At 74.6% G+C, this 6,276-nt stretch carries 8 protein-coding genes; 1 reads left to right on the top strand and 7 read right to left on the bottom strand.

Going from position 1 to position 6,276, the window contains the following annotated elements:
- Positions 1–70: 70 nt before the first annotated feature.
- From rplT to infC, 3 genes are all read right to left on the bottom strand, one after another.
- Positions 71–454, bottom strand: coding sequence for a 50S ribosomal protein L20 (rplT, locus tag GCU69_RS00515; protein WP_016642495.1), 384 nt, complete (start codon positions 452–454; stop codon positions 71–73).
- 116 nt (positions 455–570) lie between these two features.
- Complete coding sequence (gene rpmI, locus GCU69_RS00510) at positions 571–765, bottom strand: 50S ribosomal protein L35 (RefSeq protein WP_093850868.1); 195 nt, start codon at positions 763–765, stop codon at positions 571–573.
- Between the two features lie 100 nt (positions 766–865).
- Positions 866–1,504, bottom strand: coding sequence for a translation initiation factor IF-3 (infC, locus tag GCU69_RS00505; RefSeq protein ID WP_098751033.1), 639 nt, complete (start codon positions 1,502–1,504; stop codon positions 866–868).
- Positions 1,505–1,992: 488 nt separating this feature from the next.
- Between infC and GCU69_RS00500 the strand changes: the two genes are divergently transcribed.
- The gene (locus tag GCU69_RS00500; RefSeq protein WP_156204816.1) at positions 1,993–2,379 is read left to right on the top strand and encodes a DUF1844 domain-containing protein; all 387 of its coding nucleotides are present in this window, start codon (positions 1,993–1,995) and stop codon (positions 2,377–2,379) included.
- A 308-nt stretch (positions 2,380–2,687) separates the two neighbouring features.
- Here the strand turns inward: GCU69_RS00500 and GCU69_RS00495 are convergent, their stop codons facing one another.
- Genes GCU69_RS00495 through GCU69_RS00480 form a run of 4 tightly spaced genes read right to left on the bottom strand, consistent with a single transcriptional unit; the run spans position 2,688 to position 6,227 of the window.
- Positions 2,688–3,425 (bottom strand): MIP family channel protein, encoded by a 738-nt coding sequence (locus GCU69_RS00495; protein WP_098751034.1) that lies wholly within the window; start codon positions 3,423–3,425, stop codon positions 2,688–2,690.
- 57 nt (positions 3,426–3,482) lie between these two features.
- Positions 3,483–4,238 (bottom strand): SseB family protein, encoded by a 756-nt coding sequence (locus GCU69_RS00490; RefSeq protein ID WP_098751035.1) that lies wholly within the window; start codon positions 4,236–4,238, stop codon positions 3,483–3,485.
- Positions 4,239–4,278: 40 nt separating this feature from the next.
- Positions 4,279–5,490 carry a type VII secretion-associated serine protease mycosin gene (mycP, locus tag GCU69_RS00485; protein ID WP_098751036.1) on the bottom strand — a complete coding sequence of 404 codons (1,212 nt, stop codon included), beginning with the start codon at positions 5,488–5,490 and terminating at the stop codon, positions 4,279–4,281.
- Positions 5,487–6,227, bottom strand: coding sequence for a hypothetical protein (locus tag GCU69_RS00480; protein WP_098751037.1), 741 nt, complete (start codon positions 6,225–6,227; stop codon positions 5,487–5,489). The genes mycP and GCU69_RS00480 overlap by 4 nt, the downstream gene beginning before the upstream one ends.
- Positions 6,228–6,276 lie beyond the last annotated feature (49 nt).

Raw genomic sequence — 6,276 nt, 5'->3', positions numbered from 1 at the left:
GTGCCCGGACCCGAACGCACCGGACCCGCAGGCAGGGCCTGCGGGTCCGGGAAGCCTGGAGGGCCTGCTGTCAGGCGGCCTTCGGGGCGTTGACGTCGCTCGGCAGCGCCTTCTGGGCCACCTCGACGAGCGCGGCGAACGCGTTGGCGTCGTTGACCGCCAGCTCGGCCAGAATCTTCCGGTCCACCTCGATGTTGGCGGCCTTCAGACCCTGGATGAAGCGGTTGTAGGTGATGCCGTTGGCGCGGGCAGCGGCGTTGATGCGCTGGATCCACAGCTGACGGAAGTCGCCCTTGCGCTTCTTGCGGTCGTTGTAGTTGTAGACCAGGGAGTGAGTGACCTGCTCCTTGGCCTTGCGGTACAGGCGGGACCGCTGGCCGCGGTAGCCGCTGGCCTGCTCGAGAATCGCCCGGCGCTTCTTGTGGGCGTTGACTGCCCGCTTGACGCGTGCCACTTGTTTAACTCCTTGTACGGGGCCGCGGAATCGTCACGCGGCCCGGATCGATTGGGTCCCGGTCTCCGGCGCACCGCCCCGGTGCACGTCCGCTGAGGACGTCCGGGGCGGGTGCGTCACTTGCCGAGAAGCTTCTTGATCTTCTTGGCGTCGGCCGGGGCCATCTCGGTCTTGCCGGCGAGGCGGCGCGTCAGGGTCGACGGCTTGTGCTCGAGAAGGTGGCGGCGACCCGCGCGCTGGCGCATCACCTTGCCGGAGCCGGTGATCTTGAAGCGCTTGCTGGCACCACTGTGCGTCTTGTTCTTCGGCATGTCGCCGTTCTCTCCTCGTCGGTGGCGCTCCCCCCGGTACGGGCACCGGAGCGGGGAGCGTCAGTGGGTTTGCGTTCGTGTCCGGGGCTGTCGCCCCGGATCAGGCCTCGGCGGGTTCTCCGGCGGGTGCCTCTTCGGCGTTCGCCTGGCTCTCCGCCTTGCGTGCCGCCTTGAGCTCGCGGGCCTCGGCCATCGCCTCGGTCTTCTTCTTGTGCGGACCGAGAACCATGATCATGTTCCGGCCGTCCTGCTTGGGGTTCGATTCCACGAAGCCCAGGTCCTGGACGTCCTCCGCGAGCCGCTGAAGCAGCCGGAAACCCAGCTCGGGGCGCGACTGCTCGCGACCGCGGAACATGATCGTGATCTTGACCTTGTCGCCCTGCTTGAGGAACCGGACGACGTGACCCTTTTTGGTGTCGTAGTCGTGCGGGTCGATCTTCGGCCGGAGCTTCATCTCCTTGATGACCGTGTGCGCCTGGTTCTTGCGCGCCTCACGGGCCTTCATGGCCGACTCGTACTTGAACTTCCCGTAGTCCATGAGCTTGCACACCGGCGGGCGGGCGTTCGCCGCCACCTCGACCAGGTCGAGGTCGTACTCCGATGCGAGCTCCAGTGCCTTGGCAAGCGGCACGATGCCGACCTGCTCGCCACTGGGACCGACGAGTCGCACCTCGGGGACTCGGATCCGGTCGTTGATGCGGGGCTCGGCGCTGATGGGGCCTCCTCGGTTAGCACCCACGCGACCGTCTGGCGGACAGCCGCGTAACGTCTGTTCTGACGACCCCCGCACGACACGCAAGAAACGCCCCGGACGGGACACAGGCGGGGCTCCGATTAACCGGGAGCACCGCCACGGCTCACCGTGGGGCGCATCGGGCGGCGCCGCCGACCGCTGAACGGGCGGACGACCGGCACTGCCTGACCGGGGACCCGCCGGCCCGGAGGCCGGTCAGGTGGGAGAGCGGAGCCTCCACTTGTGGGCCGGACACATGAGCGTCCGGCCGGTCATGCTCCAAGCATACCAGCGTCCGGGGCGGTCGCCGCACGGCCCGGGGCCGGTCATAGGCTGGGGGCGGTGTCCCGGTCCGGTACGCCGTGCCGGCCACACCGGCGTCCGGCACTCACACTCCGTACCGCGCCGGGCTCCGTACCACCGGGCTCCGCACCCCGCGCCCCGTCCGCGGGAACCGTCCCCCCGGGCACCGTCCACCGAAAGTGAAGCAGACCATGAGCGACGCCACGCCGCAGCAGCCGACACCCGACCCGCAGGGGCAGGCGCCGGACTTCGACAGCATCACCCGGGACATCGCCGAGGTGCCCGCCGTCGAGGTGATCACCACGGTCGCCGTGCACCTGATGAGTGCGGCGGCGGTCAACCTCGGCCTGGCCGAGGAGGGCCCCGAGCACAAGGACCTGGACGAGGCGCGGAAGCTGATCACCGCGCTGGCCGGGCTGGTCACGGCGAGCGCGACCGAGGTCGGCTCCTACCACGCCTCGCCGCTGCGGGACGGGCTCAAGTCGCTCCAGCTGGCGTTCCGCGAGGCGTCGGTGGTGCCGGACGAGCCGGGCCAGGGGCCGGGCGAGAAGTACACCGGGCCCGTCTTCGGACGCTAGCGGGGCCGAACACCGGGTCGGAACGCGGCCGGGACGCAGCCGGGACCGCCACCGGGGCGGGCCGGGCGTGACGGGGGCCGGGCGTGACGAGGGCCGGGCGGGCCCGGGATTCCGGAGTGCCCCCGGACCTCCGCAGGGCCGGGGGCGGGGAGCGGGAGCCGGGGCGCACCGGCCCGCGCAGGGCCCGCGCAGGCCCCTCGGCGAGCCCGGTACGCCCTACGCCGGGCCCTTTGCGCCCCCCTCGGCGAGAGGCCCCGCCCGTCCCGGCCGGGGGGGCGAGACCGCCGGGCCGCCTCCCCGGTCGCGGTTCAGGCGCGCTCCCGCGCCTCGGCCGCCGCCGCGGCCTCGTCGGCGACCTCCCGGGGCTCGTCCGGCGGGTGCGTGGCCCGGTGCACCACCGCCGCGAGGGCACCGCCCGCCAGCGGCGCCACGATGAACAGCCACAGCTGCGCCAGCGCGGGGCCGCCCGCGAAGATCGCGGGGCCGATGCTCCGCGCCGGGTTGACCGAGGTGCCGGTCAGCGGAATGCCGACCAGGTGGACGGCGGCCAGGACCAGCCCGACCGCCAGCCCGTCGAATCCGGCCAGCGCCACCCGGTGTGTCATCGCCAGGAAGACGTAGACCAGCAGGAACGTCAGCACGATCTCGGCGACGAGCGCGCCGAAGGTGCTGATGCCCACCGGCGACCGGTAGCCGAAGCCGTTGCTTCCGAAGGCGCCCCCGGTGGACAGTCCCGGCACCTGCTTGGCCACGACGAACAGCAGCAGCGCGCCGGCGAAACCGCCCAGCACCTGCGCGATCCAGTACTCGATCGCGGTGCGCACCGGGATCCGCCGGGCCATGAGCATCCCCAGGGTCACCGCCGGGTTGATGTGGCAGCCGGAGACCGGGCCCAGCGCGTAGGCCAGGGCCAGCAGGGTGAGACCGAAGGTCAGGGCGATGCCGACGGCGCCGATGTATTCCGCGCCGAGCACCGCGGACCCGACCGCGAAGAAGACCAGCAGCAGGGTCCCGAGAAATTCGGATACGGCTGTACGCGCCTCCATGGCGCCCTCCTAGCAGAGATCATTACCTCTCTCTGCATTGTGGGGCGTATCAGGACATCACGCTTCTCGGCCGGGCGCCTGTTCCCCGAGCACCGGGTCCCCGGGCACCGCGGCACCCTCCGGCAGCAGCGCCAGATCCAGCCCGCGCACCAGGCGTGCCCGCAGCGTCTCGTCCGCGGCCAGCGCCCCGGCGATCCGCCGCACCGCCTCCGCGGGCTCCGCCGCCGGGTCGAGGGCCAGCGCCAGGGTGCCGTCGGTGGCCTCTGCCGGGACCAGGCCCGCGCGGCGGACCGCCGGATCGGCCGCCAGCACGTTCCGCAGCGCCTCGGTGACCGCCGGGTCCCGCAGCGGATCCGTGCTCGCCCGGCCCTCGGCGAGCGCCAGCAGCGCCGGACCGCTCAGCTGGTACGGCACCGGGCCCGCCAGGTCCAGCACCACGGTGTCGGCCCGCTCCTGGGCGGCGGCCCGCAGCGCCTGGTGCAGCGGTACGGCCACGGGCCGCGCCGCGGGGTCCCAGCGCGCCAAGGACTCGGTGCTGGTGAACGCGGGCAGCGCACGGCGGCCGCCGGGGCCCTGGAGCGTCGGCACGGCCATGTCGCTGGACTTCTCCCGGCGCAGCCCGTCCGGGCCGGTCTCGGCCTCGCCGAGGACCGCGACCACCGGCACCAGCAGCCGGGTGCCGGGCAGCGCGGCCAGCACCTCCGGTTCGGCGCCGCGGTCGTCGGCGTAGGCGGCGAGTGCCGCGGCCAGCCGGGGGTCGGCGGAGCCGTCGTCGTCGGCGAAACCGGAGTCCGGGATGTTCTTGGAAGCCACGGGCGGTAAGGCTACCTCCGGCCGGTCCGGCGGCCCGGCGTCAGGGCCCCGGCGGGGCACCCGCACCGGGGCGGCGCCGGCCGCGGTGCCAGAGGGAGCCGCCCGCCGCGAGCAGCACGGCGCCCGAAACCCCGGCCGCCGCGACGAGCCCGCCGGGGCCGTCGTCCTCACCGGCGGAGGCGTCCGGGCCGGTGCCGAACCAGCGTTCGGCGTACGGGGCGGCGCTGGGCCGCTGGGCTCGGGGTTCGACGGCACGGCCCGCCTCGATCGCCGCGGCCGGGTCGACGAGCCCGGCGCCCAGCGCGTCGTTGCGTCCGCCGTCGGGGGTGTCACGCGCCGTGTCCACCAGCAGCCGCTTGATCTGGGCGGGGCTCAGGTCCGGGTGGGCGGAGCGGACGAGGGCCACGGAGCCGGAGACGAAGGCGGCGGCGGCGCTGGTGCCCCAGCCCTCGTAGTAGCGGCCGTCGGGGTCGGCGATGACCACGTCGACGCCGGGCGCGCAGACCGTGGCGTACCAGCGGCGGGTGGAGAAGGGCGCCCGGCTGCCGTAGCGGTCGACCGCGGTCACCGCGATCACGCCCGGGTAGGCGGCGGGGAAGGAGACCCGGTCGCCGTCCTCGCCGCCGTTGCCCGCCGAGGCGACCACCACGGAGCCCTTGGCGAGCGCGTACTGCACGGCGGCGTCCTCGCCGGGCTCCGGGTGCGCCGACTCGCTGTCGTCGCCGAGGGACAGGTTGATCACGTCCGCCCCGTGGTCCGCCGCCCAGCGGATGCCCTTGGCGAGCGCGCCGCCGCGGCTGCCCCGCGCCTTCTCCCGGTCCGGGTCGCTGTCCTCCAGGATCACCCGGACCGGCAGGATCTTGGCCTCCGGCGCGATGCCGAGCACGCCGTCGGCGCGGTCGGGGCCGTGCCCGTGGCCGGCGATGATCCCGGCCATGGCGGTCCCGTGCCGGGCCCACGACCGGTCGCCGCGCTCCGCTCCGAAGCCGATGAAGTCCTTGCCCTCCAGCACCTGGCCGTCGAGGTCCGGGTGCTCGCCGTCCACCCCGGTGTCGAGGACGGCGACGGTGACGTCCTCGCCCCGGGTGGTCCGCCAGGCCTCCTCGGTGCGCAGCGCGTCCAGGGCCCAGGACTGGGCCTGGATGCCGTCGGCCCGTGCGGTGGCGGCGGTGCCGGGCAGTCCCGCGGCGACGGCGAGTGCCGCGGCGAGTACGGCGGCGAGCCGTACGGCACGGCCGGGGCGTGCGGTCATGCGCTGTCCTCCGGGGCGGCGGCCTCGCGGAAGCCGCGTTCGACGCGGTCCGCGACGCCGGCCGCGTCGTGGCCGAGACCGGCCTGCGCGGGGGCCGCGGTGGCGTCCTCCTCGGTCGCCCTCTCCGCGGGCTGCGGCTCGTCCACGTCGCGGCCGTCGGTGAATCCGGTGACGGCGTAGACGACGGCGGGTACGTCCGTGAGCACCCGCACCGTCCACGCGCCGCGCTGCGCGTCGCCGAAGTCCTCGGCGACCGTGCCCTTCGCGGCGTACGGGCGCGGCATCAGGTCGCGGCGCGCGGCGAGGCCCTCGTCCTCGAACCGGGCCCGCAGGTCCTTCATCCCCGCGGCGTCCGCCTCGGTGATCACGAGACCGACGGTGGTGACGGTGCTGCTGGTGGCGTCGGTGTAGGTGGCGCGGAGCAGGCGCTCGCAGCCGACCGGGGAGAGCGCCCTGGCCAGCAGCGGGTCGAAGGCGCGGGCGCAGCCGCTGTCGGGGGCGACCGCGATCCGGATCCAGGTGCGGTCGGCGCCGCCCGGACCCGCGCCCTCGCCGCGGAGCGTGCGGGGGAAGATCTCGTCCACGGGCACGCTGTGCCAGAGGCCGCGGGCCTCGGAGAAGTCCTTGCCGGTGGCGGCCTGGGCGGTGTCGTCGCCGGTCAGCCAGCTGCCCGCGGCGGCGCCGCCGAGCAGCCCGAGCCCGAGGACGAGGCAGGCGGCGGCCGCGGCGGTGCGCACCGGCGGCGGTATCCGCAGGCCCGGCCGGCGGAAGGCCGCGCGGGGGGCG

It is taken from the genome of Streptomyces lycii, assembly GCF_009735685.1.
GTDB classification, from domain to species: Bacteria; Actinomycetota; Actinomycetes; order Streptomycetales; family Streptomycetaceae; genus Streptomyces; species Streptomyces lycii.
This window is presented reverse-complemented; position numbering and strand designations above follow the sequence as displayed.